This window comes from Mycolicibacterium llatzerense, from assembly GCF_025331195.1.
GTDB classification, from domain to species: domain Bacteria; phylum Actinomycetota; class Actinomycetes; order Mycobacteriales; family Mycobacteriaceae; genus Mycobacterium; species Mycobacterium llatzerense.
Window position 1 is genome coordinate 788881 of sequence record NZ_LXOV01000012.1, and the last position, 16370, is coordinate 805250.

13 protein-coding genes are annotated in these 16370 nt (G+C 61.7%); 3 read left to right on the forward strand and 10 right to left on the reverse strand.

The features are described 5' to 3' along the window. The first annotated feature begins 107 nt into the window (after positions 1–107). Entirely contained in the window at positions 108–965 is an 858-nt protein-coding gene (locus A7G45_RS18705; RefSeq protein ID WP_260939315.1) for a hypothetical protein, read from the forward strand. Between the two features lie 13 nt (positions 966–978). Here A7G45_RS18705 and A7G45_RS18710 read toward each other — a convergent pair whose 3' ends face one another. Then, on the reverse strand, positions 979–1389 hold the full coding sequence (locus A7G45_RS18710) for a PIN domain-containing protein (RefSeq protein WP_260939317.1): 411 nt from the start codon (positions 1387–1389) through the stop codon (positions 979–981). Between the two features lie 26 nt (positions 1390–1415). Beyond that, positions 1416–1703, reverse strand: a complete 288-nt coding sequence (locus A7G45_RS18715; protein WP_260939319.1) for a type II toxin-antitoxin system Phd/YefM family antitoxin — start codon at positions 1701–1703, stop codon at positions 1416–1418. Between the two features lie 227 nt (positions 1704–1930). Here A7G45_RS18715 and A7G45_RS18720 point away from each other — a divergent pair, with 227 nt between their 5' ends. Continuing rightward, on the forward strand, positions 1931–2947 hold the full coding sequence (locus A7G45_RS18720; protein WP_260939322.1) for a hypothetical protein: 1017 nt from the start codon (positions 1931–1933) through the stop codon (positions 2945–2947). 4 nt (positions 2948–2951) lie between these two features. On the opposite strand, the gene A7G45_RS18725 is transcribed toward A7G45_RS18720, so the two are convergent. Continuing rightward, on the reverse strand, positions 2952–3977 hold the full coding sequence (locus A7G45_RS18725; RefSeq protein ID WP_260939324.1) for a lecithin retinol acyltransferase family protein: 1026 nt from the start codon (positions 3975–3977) through the stop codon (positions 2952–2954). A 69-nt stretch (positions 3978–4046) separates the two neighbouring features. Here A7G45_RS18725 and A7G45_RS18730 point away from each other — a divergent pair, with 69 nt between their 5' ends. Further along, positions 4047–4673, forward strand: a complete 627-nt coding sequence (locus tag A7G45_RS18730; protein ID WP_407667537.1) for a type I restriction-modification system subunit M N-terminal domain-containing protein — start codon at positions 4047–4049, stop codon at positions 4671–4673. An 809-nt stretch (positions 4674–5482) separates the two neighbouring features. Here the strand turns inward: A7G45_RS18730 and A7G45_RS18735 are convergent. The 7 genes from A7G45_RS18735 to A7G45_RS18765 all read right to left on the reverse strand — a co-directional run bounded on the left by A7G45_RS18735 (position 5483) and on the right by A7G45_RS18765 (position 16342). Continuing rightward, the gene (locus tag A7G45_RS18735) at positions 5483–6376 is read right to left on the reverse strand and encodes an IS3 family transposase (protein ID WP_260932168.1); all 894 of its coding nucleotides are present in this window, start codon (positions 6374–6376) and stop codon (positions 5483–5485) included. After that, on the reverse strand, positions 6373–6690 hold the full coding sequence (locus A7G45_RS18740; protein ID WP_260932170.1) for a transposase: 318 nt from the start codon (positions 6688–6690) through the stop codon (positions 6373–6375). The genes A7G45_RS18735 and A7G45_RS18740 overlap by 4 nt, the downstream gene beginning before the upstream one ends. 36 nt (positions 6691–6726) lie before the next feature. After that, entirely contained in the window at positions 6727–9558 is a 2832-nt protein-coding gene (locus A7G45_RS18745; RefSeq protein ID WP_260939327.1) for a DEAD/DEAH box helicase, read from the reverse strand. Then, positions 9555–12551 (reverse strand): DUF1156 domain-containing protein, encoded by a 2997-nt coding sequence (locus A7G45_RS18750; protein WP_260939329.1) that lies wholly within the window; start codon positions 12549–12551, stop codon positions 9555–9557. Before A7G45_RS18750 ends, A7G45_RS18745 begins: the two co-directional genes overlap by 4 nt. Continuing rightward, a complete protein-coding gene (locus tag A7G45_RS18755) occupies positions 12548–12958 on the reverse strand; it encodes a DUF7680 family protein (RefSeq protein ID WP_260939332.1) in 411 nt (136 codons plus the stop codon). Before A7G45_RS18755 ends, A7G45_RS18750 begins: the two co-directional genes overlap by 4 nt. After that, positions 12955–15939, reverse strand: coding sequence for a DUF499 family protein (locus A7G45_RS18760; RefSeq protein ID WP_260939335.1), 2985 nt, complete (start codon positions 15937–15939; stop codon positions 12955–12957). The genes A7G45_RS18755 and A7G45_RS18760 overlap by 4 nt, the downstream gene beginning before the upstream one ends. A 208-nt stretch (positions 15940–16147) precedes the next feature. Further along, positions 16148–16342 carry a helix-turn-helix domain-containing protein gene (locus A7G45_RS18765; RefSeq protein WP_260939338.1) on the reverse strand — a complete coding sequence of 65 codons (195 nt, stop codon included), beginning with the start codon at positions 16340–16342 and terminating at the stop codon, positions 16148–16150. Positions 16343–16370: the final 28 nt, after the last annotated feature.

The following is a 16370-nucleotide window of genomic DNA, read 5'->3' on the forward strand; positions in this document are numbered from 1 at the left end:
AGTTGAGCCTAGGCGTGCCGGGATGGTGACGCCCCTGCACCGCGTCAACGAGGCAAGTTGGCCCGCCGAACTACGATTGACAGCATCAATCAGAGAAGGACATCGGGATGATTCGGCTCCTCCTACCGCTCGTGGTCGTGACTGTCATCCTCGCCGTCGTCATGGTTGTCGGAGGCGCCGCGTTCGGGGCGGCCTTCACCTCCTCGGCCGACCGGAAAGTGCCGGGCCGGCCATCTCGTGGCTCCGTGATGACCAAGGCCTGGCTGGTGTCTTTCGTCGTGGTGATCGCGGTCGGCATCGCGACGGAGGGCATCGCACTCGTGCCCGCCCTTGGCATCGCGGCCATCGGGTTGTTGATCACGCACATCGTGATCGGCGGTCGAGCCGGCGCTTCGACCATGCGCGAACTGTCACCACAAGAAACCGAACACGCCCGGCTTGCTGAAGAGTTCGGAGTCGACGGTGTCGCGATGCTCGACGGCGCGCAGGCAGCCATTGATCGGATCGAGCGTTCGGAAGCCGCGACGGGCGGCTGGCTCGGCAACGACCTCGACTTCACCAGCGACCTGACGGCGATCCGCGAAAATTGCCGAGCCACAATAGAACTCAACGGCCTGATCAAAGAGCTCAGCGAACTTGCCGACCCCGACTCAGACGATCTCGCGATGCTGGACGACGCCCGGACGAAGGCGCGGCAACTGGATGCCCGGTCCCGGCAGCGGGTCAGCGACCTGCGGATGTGTGCCGACAAGGCCGAGGAGATCGACCAGTCGCTGCGCGACGATCGCGCGCGGGCACAACTCGCCGAAAAGCGCGACGACGTCCGCAGCCGCATGGCCGCCAAGCTGTACGGCATCGACGCGGCGCCGTCGGAGACGCCGTCGTCGTCGGTGGACAAGATCACCGCTCTTGCCGAGGCATACGCGGAGATCAGGGGCAAGGTCGACAGTGAGGACGGGGACTAGCGCAAGTCCAACGTCATGTACGTTCGTCGGCCGGCAACTCGTCGGGATACACGATGTCGATCTCCGCGATTGACTGCGGAAAGTCCTTGCGGTTGTTGGTCAGAAAGCGATCAGCCCCCGCTGCGACTGCGGTTGCCAGGTGCGCCGCGTCCGCAGCGCGCAGACCATAGGACACCGCGAACGCGAGGGACACGCGTGCGGTGGGCGCGTCAAATGGCCGTAGCTCCAGTCGACTCAGCAGGCTCACGAGTGCTGCGCATTCATCAGAGTCCGGGTCATCCCGCATCGGCTTCGCCAGGACCTCAGTAAGCAGCAGAACGGAGCCGACACCTACCGTTTCGTCGGCATCGGCATCGGCATCGGCGAACAGCGCGGCAACCCTGATGCCAAGTGGATGGTCTTTGGCCGCCGCGTAGATCAACACATCGGCGTCGAAGGCGGTCTTTGGTCTCATCGACCGCTACGACCGCGGCGCACCGCCTTGACGAGTTCGTCCGCACGATCAGGTTCAAGCGCCGGACCGCGGAGTGGCTCCGATCGGGCCGTCTGGAGCAGCTCATCGATGCGATCGGCTTCATTCCAGACCCCCGAAGCGCGGCGCGCCTTGAGCACATCAGGACTCACCAGCACGGCGACGACGCGCCCGTGCCGGGTGATCGCGACCTCTTCCCCCCTCTCTACGCGATCGAGCTGCGCCGGAAGGGTCTCGCGCGCGGTGCTCGCGCTGATCGTGGGCATGACAAATTGTACGTACACGTACAACACCAGGCAATAAGCTTGCGCTTGAGCCAATGAAACACCAGCTACGGCGCACCCTCTTGAGTCCCGGATTCGCTGCCGCGGCCACACCACTGACCCAGTCGCTTGTCTGCGTCCACGCAACTCCCCCGCTGCGCATCGCTCGGCCAGACATGTCGGCCAGCTCAACTAGCATCCACAGCAACCAACCAGAAAAGGACGCCGGAATGTTTCGCCTCGTCGTAGTGATTGCGGTCGTGATCGTCGTCCTAGCGCTCATTGCCTTCATCGCAGGCGCCTCGGCACTGACCGCTATCGCGTCCGCACTGGATCGAAAGAAGCGCGGACAGAACTTCGACGTCGAGCAAACTTTGAGTCAGTTCCAGATCATGGCCGGCGTGTGGATTGTTGCCTTTATCGCGGTGATCGGGGTCGGGATCGCCACCGACGGCGCTGGACTGCTGCCAACACTCGGTGTGTCGGCAATCGGACTGGTGATCACGCACGGTGTGATGAGCCGTCGGACCAGGGATGGCGACCAGAGCACACTTAAGGCCGCAGTGGCGACAAAGCAGTCACGCCACGAACTCGAACGCGCCGCACTGACCAAGGAGCTCGGGCCGAATGGCGTGGCCATGCTCGACGGAGCGCAGGCGGCTATCGGTCGGATCAAGCGTTCCGAAGCTGCCTCAACTGGCTGGCTCGGCAACCCAGAGGACCTCGACTTCACGGAGGATCTGGCCATGATCCGCGAAAACTCCAGAGCCACTGTGGAACTCAATCGACTGATCGAAGAATCCAGCAATCTCCCCGATCCCACTCCAGCCGATATCGACATGGTCGACGTTGCACGAACCAAGGTCAAGCAGCTGCAGTTCCGGTCGCGGTCGCGGGTAAAGGCCCTCCGAGAATGCGCCGAGAAGGCTGAGCAGATTGACCAATCACTGCGGGACGAGCGCGACCAGGCACGCATTGCCGAGCAACGCGACGATGTCCGGAGTCGGCTGGCTGCTCAGTTGTACGGCGTGGAAGCGGCGCGACCACAGGAGCCATCGCCGTCACTGGACAAGACCAACGCACTCGCTGCCGCGTACATAGAGATCAGAGGCTCACTCAGCCAGGAGCATGCCGAGCCGCTCCACGAAGCAGATGCTCCGCCGAAAGCTTTGGACTCCAAGGCCAAACGTAAGTCCAAGTCGGACGACGACTTTCTCGACCGCGCGTGGAAGTGGCTGACCGAGTAGCTGGCTACTCCGTCAGGTCCGAGGACGCTTCGTCGGGTGAGTCCGACGCCCCGCCTGCGGAACCACTCAACTCCCCGCGAGCCGAAGGCATCCATTTGGTGGGCTTGATCCCGCGAAGTTTCCGCGATGCCACGTACGCTCCGAACCCTGCCGCCGCAGCAATGACCGCGGGCGCAGCCGCTACAGCGACCGTGCCCGCAACCATGCCGCCGCCGACGAGTCCGCCAATCGCCGCCAGGCCGCTGGAAATCCCCACTGCACTTGTGCCGGCTACGCCTGCAGCTGACACGGCAGCCAGTCCGCCGGCACCGGCCGCCACGGCACCCGCTACCGACGCGATGCGTCCGTCGCGACGCGCATCGTTCTCTTCATCGGGCAGACTCTCGTCCTTGCGTAGCCCGACCTGGACAGCACCGATCGAAACCGCCGCGGGGCCCAACGCCAAGGCGACCGGACCCATCGCCGCCCCGCCGCCGATAAGACCGCCTGCGGAGGCGAGGCCAGACATGATCCCGGCACCGCTGACACCAGCGACCGAGCCAACCGCCCCGACTACACCTGCCGTGGCACCCAGCGACGTCGCTGCAGCTGCGCCCGTCGTCGTCAATGAGGACACCATACGGACCTGCTGACTTGCCGTGCGCCCCGTGCAGCACCAAGTGGAAAAATGCTCGCAGTTGTTTGTGGCGACGTTGTAGTCCCGGCTGCCGAGCTTCGACTCGGCACGTTCGATCACGACGTCAGGTGTATCGCTGTCGCTGTACTCACGAAGGTGAACAATCGAATCGAGGGCGAACTCATCCATCGTCGTGCGCGACACCGAGGCGTCGGATTTTTTGCCAGGCTCTCCCGTGAAATGAATGACCGTCCCATCACCGCAGTCGATGCCGTGGTGTGTGTAGCCCAAAGGCCTTGTCACCCAAATGTGGTCGCCTCGAGCCATTCGATCCTCGCTGGTGTCAACGGACGTAGTGCCGGGATCATCGCACAGGGAACAGACATCCCCGGCAGTCTCGCGCCACGTGCCCATGCTCCGCGGTTGTCGGTGGCCTCGTATATACAGTCCTGTTCAGGTTCGAATGGGGAGTGAGGGAGCGCCGTGATCACCGGTGAGTTGAAGAGCAAGGTCGACCGCGTCTGGGATGCGTTCTGGTCTGGTGGGATTTCCAACCCGATCGAGGTGATCGAGCAGATCACCTACCTGCTGTTCATCCGCCGTCTCGACGATCTGGAGACTCTCGCCGAGAACAAAGCTCGGCGAACGGGCACGTCCGACGGGCTGCGGTTCGGGCCCGATCAGCAGGACCTGCGGTGGTCGCGGTTCAAGAACGACGAGCCCGGCGTCATGTACGGCCTCATCGCCGACGGGGTGTTCCCGTTCCTGCGGGCACTCGGCGGTGACGGGTCGACGTATTCGGAGCACATGCGTGACGCCCGCTTCACGATCCCGACCCCGGCGCTGCTGTCGAAGGTCGTCGACATGCTCGACGACATCCCCATGGCCGACCGCGATACCAACGGCGACCTGTACGAGTACCTGCTGTCCAAGATCGCATCGGCCGGCGTGAATGGGCAGTTCCGCACACCGCGCCACATCATCGAGCTGATGGTGAAGATGACCGCGCCAGGGCCAACGGACGAGATCTGCGACCCGTTCTTTATGCGCAATCTGGATGTCTCACGAGACACTCTCCTGGAACTAGGTCGCAGAATCGCAGCAGCGTGACTCCGGTCGCTCACTTCGTGAACTCGCTGATCAATTTCCCGAGTTTCTCACCGTTGCGCTGCTTTACTTGTGTCCAGCGTTGAGGTGGGATCGGGTCAAGATCCGAGCCGAGATCACCGGAGATGAGTTGCCCGAGTGGAACTCCAAGCCGGTCTTGCATCGCTCTCGCATATGCCCAAGGGCTGGTGCTGTCAGAGCCCAGGCTGTACCAGATAGTGATGGGGTCAGCTCCGCCACCGCCGTCATGCCGCGAGGCCGCGCAGCCGACGCCGATTGTCTCGCGCACTAAGGAAGTGAACCGTTGACGCAAGTTATCGATAGATTGCCTCTGTTGTAGTGCAGCCAGTTGCTCCTCATAACTGCGGCGGTACTCTCTGGTCGCGGAAGCCACTGATGCAGCCAGTGTTTCGGCTTCACCACGAGCTGTTGGGGGGCCTAGTTGATCGACGTCGGCAAGGCTAGTGATTAACGCTGGCGGTGTCCGATCCGCTCGAACCGCTGCTACGGGGCCCTCGTTCCCTGGCGAGAGAACAAGTGCACTGTCGTCGGGTAGGTGTTCGCCGGCGTGTTTGTCTAGGACCGGGTTGAGCCGCGGGTGACCGTATGTGGCCAAGGCAGTCCATGACTGGGGGTCGCGAGACGCGCGGGATGGCGTCCAGGTGACAGGCCGGTTTACGTCGTCGAGGACCGCGGCGAACCGATCGACCAGTACGTCCCTCAGATCCGCGTGCGTGACTGGCGATGGCGGGTAGACGGGCAGCGGCAGAGGGTCTTCTGCCAGTGGGGTTCCCCTGAAAAAGTGGACACGGTTAGCTTGATTGCTGATTGATCCGTGCGGTGATCTCGAAGTCGATAGGTGAGATCATTCCCAGTGAACTATGCCGCCTGTCATGGTTGTAGTAGCGAAGGTAATTGTCAAGTCCCGCAGCAAGATTCGCATACGTTGTGAAGGCATGCCGCTTGTAGTACTCGTGCTTGACCGTCGACCACAGTGATTCGGACCCGGCGTTGTCCCAACATATGCCGGTGGCCCCCATAGAGCGGCGCAGGCCGTGATCGGAGCAGACTGTGGCCAAGTCGTGACTGGTGTATTGACTGCCCCGGTCCGAGTGCAAGATGGTGCCGGCCACCGACCCGCCGCGGGTGAACACCGCCGCGTCCACCGCCTGCTCGACGAGCTCAGTGCGCATGTGGTCAGCCACCGACCAGCCCAGCACCCGTCGCGAGTGCTCGTCGCGGATCGCGCACAGGTAGGCATCGCCTTCACCGCAGGTCAGATAGGTGATGTCGGAGGTCCATACCGCATCGAGGCGGCCTTGATCGAAGACCCGGCCCACCCGGTCGGGTGGGAAAGACGCCGCCGGGTCGACGACTGTGGTTTTGACCTTGAAGGTGCGCGGGCTGATGCCTTCGATGCCCATCTCGGCCATGATCGCCGCGACGGTGTTGACCGACACCGAGACCCCAGCGGCGTGCAGGTCGGCGGTGATCCGTGGTGAACCGTAAGTGCGTCGGGATTCTTGCCAGTGGGCCAGGATCTTGACCTCGAGATCGCGGCGCCACTGCTGCCGCGGCGTGGGTTCGGTGCGTCGCTGCCGTGCTTCCCAGGCGTAATAGCCCGAGCGTGAGACGTCGAGGAGCTCGGTCAGTGTGGCGATGTCGTGGTCGGCGCACTCCGCGGCGATGAGCTCAAACCGACTCACCGATGTTGCTGTGCCGCAAAGTACGCCGATACTTTTTTCAAGAAGGCGATATCTCGGTCCTTCTCGGCCAGTTCCGCACGCAGCCGCACCAATTCGGCGCGTTCACGGGCCGTCAGATCGCCTTCTGGCGGCCCATGGCGGGCATCGCTGGCCACCCCGTCGCGGACCCTCTCCTGACGCACCCACTTGCCCAGCAGACTCTCGTGCAGGTTCAGTTCGCGGGCCACCTCCGAGACCGGCCGGCCCCTGTCAATCACCCGACGAGCAGCCTCCACCTTGAACTCCGGTGTGAACGACCGACGCGTCCGCGACATATCGACATCCTTCCAGCAGGACACCGTCCCGCTATCTCAGGTGTCCACTGAAACTGGGGAACCTCCCAGTGTGTCCAATCCGTGGCTATCGCCGTGGTCCAGGCGGTGAATCAGCTGTTTGACTTCTTGCTGTTGCGCTGCGAGGCGTTCGCTTCTCGGTGCCTGAAAGATTCGGCGGAATGCTTGCTCTGCGGCGCCGAGGATGGGCTGCAGGCTTCCTAGCAGACCGCTGAATACGTCGATACGGTCGGCGAGAGCTTGGTATACGGCTTCTTCCACGGTGTTGGGGATGAAGTAACTTCGGATTTTTACAACCGAAGCTTGCTGTCCGAGTCGGTCGATTCGACCGATGCGTTGTTCGACGCGCATTGGGTTCCAGGGCATGTCGTAATTGATTAGATAACTGCAGGTTTGGAGGTTTAGACCCTCGCTGGCTGCGTCGGTGGCAAGTAGGACGGTGATGCGTCTAGCGCGGACTTCTTCAACGAGATCGCGTTTGGAGATGTCAACCCAGCCATCGAGTTCGCGGAAGATTCTCCCGCCAGCGCCGGTAAATGTTGCCATCTGGTACTGGTATGCCCCGCTGAGCCGTTCGCGTAGATCTTCAAGGGTGTCCGCGAATTGCGTGAACACGATGGTGGACCGACCTACGTCGCGGGACTCGTTCAAATCCGTGAGCAGTCGATTGAACTTGGAGTCAGTCACGAAGTTCATACGCTCGACGTAGCCGCGAATTTCATTGATCTCTTCGGCGGTTAGCGGAAGCGCTTGTGCTTGGTTGATCGTTCCCGTTGTGGTTGTTGGGATTTCCTCATCGTCCGCTTCGTCTAAGAGGTCGTCATCAAGCAACAGCTCTTCGTGGTCCAAACGGCGAGTCAAGGTCTTACGAATCGCCGCCCACGATGAAGTCAGTCGCCGTCGGTAGACAGTCAGGACGAAGCCTGCGCCCTTGGTGGTGCCGTGCGCGAGCATGAGGCGATCAATGAGTTCGTCGAGCTGGTCGTAGAGATCCTGCTCGTCGCCGTCGAACGGAATGACGACCGGCAAGGGTTCGCGGTCGGCGAGCTTCTCTGACAACAGTCCCTGCTCGCGATAGATCTTGAGGGTGCGTCGGCTATGGCGCGTGACGAGCTGACCAACCGGTCCGAGGTTACGAATCCAAGTCCGGAGCGCATCAATTCCCTTGGTATCGAGCCCACTAACGATTTCTGACGCCGGGAGTTGTCCGGTGCCGAAACGCTCGATCCTTGCGGTTGCGATGGTTCCCACAGAACTTCTGATGTTGTCCAGCAGGGCCTGATCGGCGGCGGTGCGCGGCAGGTGGCCGGTCTCGCGCAAGGCTTGGTCGAGCCAGTCCCACGCGATGCGCGCTGCGTCGTCTTTAGCTAACTCGCGGAAGAATCGGTTAAAGGCATCGCGGTCGGATAGCGTCCCTTGAAGTCCAATGTGTACGAGCAAGTCTCGGAGCTCGACCGGGTCCATCTGCATTGGCGTGGCTGTCAACAGCCATAGCGCTCGGGTAGCGCCCTGGTCAGTCAGTTGATCGAGTAACTCCAGCATGCGACCGGGGCGATATCGGTTCTCCGCCAGGTGGGTTCGTCTAGCGTGGTGCGCTTCGTCAACCACGATAAGGTCATAGGTGCCAGCGTCAAGAATAAGTCGCTGGTGCTCTGGTCGGCGGGCGAGATGGCTCGAGGCAATCAGGAGTGGGTGTTCAGCGTAGGGGTTGACGCCGACGCTGTGAACATCCGACGGATGGGCCCCATAGACCTTGTTTGAGTCCAGTCGCGGAACCCATAAGCCGAATTTTTCAAAGAGCTCGTCTTGCCACTGCCGACAGACGTTCGCGGGTGCCAGGATCAGAGCTCGACGGACCCGTCCTTCGAGCAGGAGGCGCCGTAACGAAATGCCCGCGCTAATTGTCTTTCCCAGGCCGACCTCGTCGGCTAGTAGCCACGAGCGTGGATATAAACCGGCCAGGCGTTCGGCGACTTGGCGTTGATGGGGGAACAAGTCCAAGCCAATCGTCGCTTCCGCCAGACCCTCTGCCGCGACCAAGCGGGGGGCGACGCGCAAGTACCTTGCGACGACGGTATCCACTCCCATCGTGGGTGGCTCTTCAATATCTCGCGTGTCTGGCTGCTCGTCAGGAGCGATACTGAGCAGCTTGTCCCGCGCCGCTTTCGGTAGCGGATACACCCTGAAACCGGATATCCGACCAGCCCAGTGTTCATCGAACTTATTGGCCCAGAAGCTGAAGTAGCCCGAACTTGCTCCCCAGGAGCTGTATACCGAGAACGATTCGAAGTTCTTCGTCCACGCTGTAGCTGACTCGTTGATCGAGCCTTGGAACGCAACCCCGTCACCTTGGCTGTCTCGCAGGATGCCGATCTTCTCGTGGAAGTAAGGGTCTTGAATACCGCCGGTGATCGGATCGCCGTTGTCATCCACAGCGATCGCTATGCGCACCTCCAGGCGGCCCTGCTGTGCGAGCCATGCGAGCACTTGCAGACGGTTTTGTTCAACCTCGTTGTCAGTGAGCAGGCGCTCGGCCAGTCGCTGCGCAAAAGGGCCTTCGAGGGAACTATGCCCGAGCAGTGCATCACGGTCGGACTCTGTGATCTCCGCTCCGCACAAAAGCCGCAACTGGCCGCCGCCGTTGATGAAACGAGAGAGTCCCCTGGCGGCCACACTCAGAGCGGAGGACCGAAAGTACCCGACCGAGCGGTCATAGGAGACCGCCCGTGAGAGAGCTGGAACGTAAAAGATTTCCAGAACTCTGTCGCTGGAGTCGTAACCCGGTTGAAGGTCGATTCCACGCAAACCCGGAGGAGCCGTCGTCGCCTCATCCCGACGCTCGATGGTCACTCTGCGCCCTCTGCGGCCTCTTCTTCCTCGTAGCCGAGTTGACCAGGAAGGCTGAACCCGAGCTCGCCATCGATCTCGAACAAGCCTTTCGGAGCTTGCGGGACGGCCGCATCGGCAGGCACCGGAATCTGGTCGAACAAGGCGGTGCGAAGGCTGTCTAGAATTCGGGCCTCGGGGCGCACAAACTGCCCCTTATCCTTCACGCGAGGAATCGCGGTCAGTGCAGCTTGCAGGAGATCGGCGAAGCGAGAGTCATCACCCATCCCTGTCCGAGCCAGCCAAGCCCGTGCCGCGGGCAGGCCGTCCTCGTCATAGATCAGCATGAGAACGTGAAGCCGGTCGATCCAATTGGTGAACGACGACGCATCGGGATCCAGCCCGCCAGCGGTGCGACGCTGGGCCGGCGTCAGCAATGTGACCGAACCGCTCGTAGCTTTGACGATCTTGTCGCGACGCGAGAGATCGTCGAACTCGAGATGGGTAGCAATACAGAGCTTCCGGGCCTCATCAAAGGGAAACTCAGCAGCCCGAAAGTCATTCCACGCCAGCAGATACCAGTCTGTCACTCGATCGAACTCGACATCGCGGCCACCGAGTAGACCACGCTTCTTTAGAGTTGCCACCCGTTCCCGCGCCAAGTCAAGGGCCGCATCGGGACGCAAGACCTCAGGATGTCCTTCAGCGCTCAACTCTCCGGTATAGACCGGCCAACTGTCAGAGAGAACCGACAACACCGGCCCGTAGGTCGCGATCGTCAAGTCGACACCGGTCATACCTTCGGTTGCGAACCGGGCGGCTGCCTCCTCGGCTGCACGTTCCACCGCGGAACGGATGTCAGCCCAATAAGCGGGCGCACTAGGCAGCCGCTTACGGCAAGCAAGAAATATTGTCGACGCCGCGGCATTCTTCTTGGCTTGATGCAGCGAGTGCTCGCTTTCGGTATGGACAGGCCATGACGCATCTATAGAAAACCCGGCGTCGAGCAGTGCGGCACCCAATGTGTCCCACGCATCAACCCTTTTGTGCGTGAACATCACTGTCAGGACACCGGCTGGCTTAAGAACCCGATGTGCCTCCCGGAAGGAGGCCGTCAGCAGCTGCTCATAGCGTTCATCGGCGAGTTCGGCTGCGGTCTTTCCGTCAGCTGCGTTCCGCTTTCCTCGCTTGGCCGGTGCAGCAACGTCTTTGAACAACGCTGGATTTGCGACAGCTTCATCCTGCTTGTCAGTGATGACCAGATCGGTGAACTCGGGCCAGGTGTCTCCGAGGGAACGCTTCAGCCATACATAGAAGTAATCGGAACACTCGGCGTACATGACATTGTCGTAGTAAGGGGGATCAGTGACGACAGCGTCGACCGATGCATCAGGGAGCGGCAGTTGGGCAGCTGAACCTCTGAGGACGAGTGCCTCTGCGCGGCGCTCCGCCGTACCAAGCAACTCAGGCTGGTAAGCAAGTTTCGCGATGCCTTCATACGCGTCGACGACCTGCGAGACTGCCCAAGGGAACAGCGAATGGGCCGCATCAAACTCCGCGAACGACCACTTGTAAGCGAAGTCGTGGCGATCAAAGGTGTTGCGAACAGTGGTTCGCGATGAATGCCAGCTGCTGAGCATCCCATTGTAGTCGCAAGCCTTGTCAAGTCCGAGAGCAAGATACAGGCCGAGCGACCGTGCAGGTTCATCCCCGAGTGCCGCACGCGCTTCGCCGACTATCTTCCGCAATTCATCGAGGGCGGTGACATTGGAAAGTAACTGTCGAGGTGCGAACATGTCGGACCATCTGGTCAGACCCATGTCGACGCTACGTTTCGTCTCTTTACCCTCAAAGATCGGCTCGTTGGGAACCAGATCCTGAATCTCCCAATTTGGACGAAGCTTCGCTAGCTCGCGTTCAGCTGCAGTGGCCGCCTCAACATCGTCGTCTGACGGGACCCTGAACTGACGACCAGACACTCCACGCCGGTTTATCACGACCGCCAAGAGCATCTGCCCGATCCGGTGCTCCACGCCCTTCTGCCGGATGTAATCACCGGAAAATGTCTCACCGGTCCAGATACTTTCGGCACCACCCCGTTTATAGGTTGACCGACCACCCCACTCGGCAGCTTCACGTCCCTCAACGATTCGCAATTCGTAAGTCCCGGCGGCTCTGTCAACCTCAAGGGCGACCGCCACTTCACGTCCGGCTTTTCCGTGGGCAAGCCAGAAATCTGGCGACAGCGGTGTCGGGCGCCCAGTGGTTGGGCATGGAACCGTGTGGGCCCAAACGTAAGCGATGATCGACTCAGTTGGATTACGTGGGAAAAACCGATCGAGTCGCTGTTCGACGTTGCTGGCCCATTTCGTGCCCCAGTCCGCGATTACTTTCGCAAAGGACGGACCGAGCTGCGCAGGAAGGGAGACCGTTCCCTTCAAAATAGCGGTTGCAACTGGATTCAGCTCGTTCGAAATTGTCTCAAAGCCGTAGCGCGCGGCCTCGAAAGGGATTGAGCCCCCGCCACTGAATGGGTCGAGAACGACAGGAGTTCCGGCTCCACCGGTCCGCAACGATGCAAGTTGGTGAACAAGCTTCGAGTCTTCTTCGCTGGGGTTAACGGTAAATGCGCGAGGATAGCCGTAGCCGTTTCCTTCAAGTTTGATACCGGCGAGGTTCGCGGCCTTAATTGCTGCCCTGCCAGCTACAGGGTCACCGAGAATGCCAAGGGTTCTGAGGTACCAAGCGCGGTATGCGTTCTCGCCACCGGGAAATCGGCTCTTGAGTTCAGTAAGAAGTCTGGCGGCCTGGGCGTCCTGTTCCGCTTCTGGTGTGCTCGGCCATGCCGGCAGCAGCGAAGCGAGTACGGCCGCGCGGCTGGCGGTAAGGGGCCTTCGGGCCCACCAGACGTGGAGATAGTTAATGGGCGGTAGCGCGCTGGATGCGCCACGCTCACGCATACTTTCAGCGCCAATAGCGGCAGCAGGAAGCCACTGCTCGATGAGCGGGCGCGTCACTTGCTGGCTCCGTCCAGCAAGACGCGGAGTGCCTTCAGGCCGTGTCGACGTTGGCTTTGGGCATGCCAGTAATTGGCTTCTTCGCGGCTCATGTCAGCGATTCCTCCTGCGATACTTGTGACTCGGTCGACTCGACGCAGGGGCTTGACGGCGCGTAGGAGCAGTTCGGCATGGGCCCCCAGGGTTGGGGAGAGTTCGAATGCTCGTGGCGTAGTCCACTGTCTGCCGCGCAGTGCTGCCGCTCGGAATATCTCTTGCAGTGGCGCTGCGACGTGAGCGGCCTGGTAGCCGTTGACCCGGATCACTCGTTGGGCGCCTTCGAGGTCGGTGACGTCGATCTCAACAGCGAGGATGCGGCCATCCTCGTCACGGCTTACCAGACATGTGTAGTGCTCCGCACGACTCATGCCGTCGCCTCTGTGGTTATAGCAATCGCGCACTTCGTCGGCCCAGTGTCAGTCGCTGCCTGGGCGATGCCGTTGACAGCTTCCCCGGATAACGGGATCGAGCCCTCCCAGTGTGCGGTTACCGACGCTTTGAGGGTTGCTTGCCGCGGCCCGAGGAGCTGCTTGAGAGCTTCGCGAAGGGGGGCGTACTCCGTTGGTGAACCGTGAAACCGGATCTGGATGGAGTCGTTGGGATCACTGAGTGCGATGGTGGCGTCAACGTCGTAGTGAAGTGTTGCCCCGAGTGTGCCGGGATTCACCACGGTGTGCAGTCTCGTCAACTCCGTTCCTGCGCCTGGGCCGACGTGGTCGATGGTCACGCTGATTTCGTTCAAATCATGGCGGCTAGCCTCAGCGGCGCTGGCGCGGGCATCTGCGAATGCCTTGCCGGCCGATCCCGCCCCAGTGAATAGCGTGCCTGGCGCTGGCGGAGGCGGTGGAGTAGTTCCACCGCCACCACCGCCCCCCGCGCATGTGGTGCCTGGGTGGCTGGCCCCGCAGAACGGGCACGCCAATTGCTTCGGGGGTGGCGCCGAACCCGGCGGGTAGATGAACGTGTCTTCGGCCAAGCGGACAGCGGTATTGGGGTGGTCTTTCGTGGCCCATCCCTCGTCTCCGCGTTCAGGATCGTGGTACTCCCACACACCGTTGCGGACGCCAGCACCGACGAGTGCGACCAGCTGTGCTCGGTCGAGCACCATTTTCAGGTCGGTGCGGCGAGCGAAAGCGCGGATCAGTTCTTTTGTCGGCTGGGGCTTTTGGAGCAGTTCCCCAAGTTTGGTCTTCACGTAGCCAGGGTCGAGTGGTTTGGAGCCGGCGGTGAGGGTTTTATCCATGCTGGCCAAACGGTCGAGGATGGCATCAGTCTGGTTGGGTCGCGCGGACGCCTGGGTGACAATGTCAAGTTCGATGGACTCCAGACCGCCGGCGGTTGGCACGTACAGAACGTTCATGTGGTTGCAGACGGCGATTTGTGCGAGCAGGTCAGATTCCTTCCGCCTGTTCTTGAGTTCTTCCCGCTTGTCGGGGGTCAGTGCCGCGAGCACGTCTGGATTGCCCTCCAGAGCGGCCAGGGCGAGCCGGGTACGCACCGAGCGCACCATAGCTTCGTGGGTAGCCAGCGAAGGGGCGAGAATGACCAGCCGATTGCGGTACTCGCGGATACCACCCGACGGGGTGCGGTCCCACAGTTCTTTGACTTTGGCGGGAATGGCAGTGTGGGGGTCGACACCACGATGATCGCCGAATTCGTCCCAATGCACGATGACCAGCCAGGCGTCCTCGTCGCTGTCGGGGACCTTGGCGTCTTCCCAAGCTCTTTTGACCTTCAGAGCGGCGTCCTTGAAGCGTTGAGCCAAGATGCTGGTCGCTTCGGTACGCGCCTTGGTGATGCTGATCTCGGTCTCGGCCTCTTGGATCAGTTTGACCAGCGATGCTTCCGTGGAGAATCGGAACCCGCGGATGTCGGCGTGCAAGTACCAGCACGCACTCTCCAGGGCGTCCAACGAGCGCTGGATGAGGTTCGGGTCGTCTCCAGGTGAAAGCGTCGCACCGTAGAGCTCAGAGGCGGGAACGCCCGGGACATCACGGGTCAGGGAGTAGAGGTAGATGCCGGTTGCCAGGCGGCGGGCGTAGTGGTTCCCCATGTGTTGGTCGATCGCATCGGCGTGTGACCGTTCTCCGCCCTGAGTGGCGATGTCAGCGCGAATCACGGGCTCGTAGGCCGCGCGTTCGAGCCGGCTGGAAAGTTCCTCGGCGATCACCTTGTCAGCAAGGTTGACATGGTGCAGATGGATCAGCTGGGCGCCTTCGGGCTTTTCATGCCACAGCTCACGCACGACCCGGGCGAGCAACCGCAGCGCACCACGGGTGCGCTGAAAATTGGGGATGGTCGACAACCGCTTGTCGAGGACCCGGATGAACGCTGGGTGGAACGGATAGGTGTTCGTTACCTCCGAGGCCCACCCCGCTGTGGTCATCCCTTCTGGCAGGTCCAGACCGCTATTGAAGGCCGCTTCGGCGGCGTCGGCGTAGTTCTTGGCGACGCGAGTGGCCACCCCGGCCGGGATGGGCTCGAAAAGCCGCCGCGCGAGGATTTTCGGAAGGTCCGCCTCCCCGCTCGGGCGCAGCACGAGCTCCTTGCGCGCCATGAGTTCGCGGGCTTCGTCGATCGCCGTGAGAACGTCGGCGGTGTTATCTCCGAATGCATCGGTCAGCCCGGTCGTCGTGATAACCAGTGCTGCGTGCGGGAGGGCGTCGACAGCTTCCATCAACGCCATTAGGAACGCGGTCGTCTGCCCTGCCAGGGTCGTCTGACCGACTTCCACACCCTTCGCGACGGCGTAGTAGCGGGCGATCTCGTCGATGAGGATTAGGGATGGCTCGTCGCCGAGTAGGCGCTTAATCGCGTCCGAACCTGGCGCGGTCAAAGCCTCGTCGTCGGCGCGCACGATTTGGTATCCGGCTTTTCCACCCAGCTGCAGTGCCAGGTAGCCCCAGATCGTCTTGGCCGCGACGCCGTCGATCGCCGGGAAGCTCGATGCCCCCGCGCTGGTGCCAACGAAGACGCCAACTTGTTTGATCGGGGTCTTTGGGAGCAGTTTGGGATCCATCAACTCCGCGGCCTGGTCGGGTCGCAGGCCACCGCGGACGGCGTGATAAAGGGCGATGAGGTTGTGTGTCTTGCCGCCGCCAAGGTTGGTTTCTAGCCGGATCACGCTGGCGGCGTCGGGACGCCCGCCGGTCACCCGCCCGATGGCCTCGTTTAGCAACGACTTCAGCCCGCCGGATGGGTAGGTGGAGGCGAAGAACGCGCTCGGATCCCCGTAGGCGTCGGGCGCGCTTCCCGAAATCACCTCTTCTAGGCTGGCTGCGAACCTTGCCTCGGTCAGTTCACCATCCAAAACATCACGCCGAGGTTTGACGTCGTCAAACAAGCTCACGATTGCGCTGCCCCCATCTGCCCTATGTAACCGTAGTCATTCGATCCGACAGTTCCTCGGCCGTTCCAACTCCCTGCGTAATGCCTCGAACTCGAAGATTGAGAGTGTCGACGCCGCCATTCGCAGCCTCGCCCCTGGGCGTACTCGGCCTTCGGATCGACGCCCAGGAGGTTGTTGAGGTTTTTGAGGTTGTCGATGATTTGCACGTTCAGTCCCTGGCCGTGTCGTCGGCCCGATGGCCTTCGCGACGTACCCAATCGTCCACTTCTGCGGATTGGAACTTCCACAAGCGCCCTACTTTGTGCGCAGGCATCCCCTTCTCAGCGATCCACGCATACACGGTGTCTTTGGTGACGCCAAGGTGGGTAGCGATGCCGTCTGCGGACAGCCATGGATCAGGCATGGCGACCTCCAACCGTCGACGCGGTTGG

Coding starts and splice junctions, on each gene's coding strand:
- A7G45_RS18720 (WP_260939322.1), top strand. CDS start 1,931: ATGTTTCGCCTCGTCGTAGTGATTGCGGTCGTGATCGTCGTCCTAGCG.
- A7G45_RS18705 (WP_260939315.1), top strand. CDS start 108: ATGATTCGGCTCCTCCTACCGCTCGTGGTCGTGACTGTCATCCTCGCC.
- A7G45_RS18740 (WP_260932170.1), bottom strand. CDS start 6,690: ATGTCGCGGACGCGTCGGTCGTTCACACCGGAGTTCAAGGTGGAGGCT.
- A7G45_RS18765 (WP_260939338.1), bottom strand. CDS start 16,342: ATGCCTGATCCATGGCTGTCCGCAGACGGCATCGCTACCCACCTTGGC.
- A7G45_RS18755 (WP_260939332.1), bottom strand. CDS start 12,958: ATGAGTCGTGCGGAGCACTACACATGTCTGGTAAGCCGTGACGAGGAT.
- A7G45_RS18725 (WP_260939324.1), bottom strand. CDS start 3,977: ATGGGCACGTGGCGCGAGACTGCCGGGGATGTCTGTTCCCTGTGCGAT.
- A7G45_RS18715 (WP_260939319.1), bottom strand. CDS start 1,703: ATGCCCACGATCAGCGCGAGCACCGCGCGCGAGACCCTTCCGGCGCAG.